The sequence below is a fragment of the Moorena sp. SIO4E2 genome, assembly GCF_010671945.1.
GTDB classification, from domain to species: Bacteria; Cyanobacteriota; Cyanobacteriia; order Cyanobacteriales; family Coleofasciculaceae; genus Moorena; species Moorena producens.
The window spans coordinates 1-1,216 of record NZ_JAAHIE010001324.1; the positions used below are offsets into that span (position 1 = coordinate 1).

Here is a 1,216-nt window from a genome sequence, read left to right on the forward strand (position 1 = left end):
CATTCAACTGTGCCTTCAAGACCAGCATTTAATTAACGGCTCAATCGTGGCTTCTGACCCAATTTTTTCCAGAGCATATACCGCTATAATCCCGAGATGTGAGTCAGGATTATTCAGGCATTTAACTAACGGCTCAATCGTGGCTTCTGTTCCAATTTTTCCCAGAGAAAATGCCGTACTCCTACGCAAATAAGAGTGGTCATCATCCAGGCATTTACTTAGCTCAGGTATCGCTCTGTCTGATGCAGTTATTCCCAACAGCTCAACCTTAATTAACTTCGGAACATTTAACCTAGTCACCAACTCGACAGTATCTTCCTGAAACTCCGGTTTTACTGCTCCTGCTAACCTGGCTCCCAGTTGCCAATCCACTTCTAACCCTAAGCTTACCAACCGCTTTGCTTGCTTTTGATTGTCTAGCAATTGCAGCATCAGCACCAGAGGTTCTGTCCATTTTAAATAATTGAGATACTTCTGTTGCAAGTCCTGATCACTAAGGTTTGGTAATTGCTTCAATAAATATTCGGCTGTATAGTATTCTTGGATCAGTTGGTGTCGAAACTCAATCAAGTCTCCTGATTTTTGAATCAAGTGATGGTTTAGCAAGTCATCAAGCCAATTCTTGGCGCAAACATTAGGATTGACAACAGCTTTATGACGTAGATAGTTAGTTAAATTTTCCTCGGCTTTGGTCTTGGTAATAGCAACGCTGATCTCCTCGGGTTTATCAGGGTTATCCCCTTTTGTCATCTCAAACCCTAACTGTTGCAGTAGCTCAGGCCAAAATTTTCTTGATTTATGATCGGAAACCTTAACATCTTGCTTGATTTGCTTAGAATAAGACTGGGTAAAGAAGCGAAACACTAAACCCAGATTAGACGGTATCTTACCTCTAGACTTAAACAGGTCACATAGCATCATCAATAGTAGGGGAGTTTGCCCAAATTCCCGTAAGCGATCGCCCAACTGCTGGAGCATCTGCTCCCCCTGTTGTGGCAAATACTTGCGGACAAACTCCGACATTTGGGCTGCACTCAAGGGTTGCATTTGCAACTTCTTCTGAATCCCCAAGTCACCACCAACTCCTAAATCCCTAGTGGTGAAAATCATGGGAGTAGTTTTCTGGTAATCCTGCCGAAACTGAGTCAAATCTAGGCGTGCTGCTTCTGAGGGTAGTTCGTTTACCCCATCGATCAGTAACCAGAATTGTCCTTCA

1 protein-coding gene is annotated in these 1,216 nt (G+C 43.1%); it reads right to left on the reverse strand.

Going from position 1 to position 1,216, the window contains the following annotated elements; all coding sequences use genetic code 11:
* Nucleotides 1-15: 15 nt before the first annotated feature.
* Nucleotides 16-1,216, reverse strand: a 1,201-nt coding sequence (locus F6K37_RS43360; protein WP_287257338.1) for a HEAT repeat domain-containing protein, incomplete at its 5' end; no start/stop codon positions are given.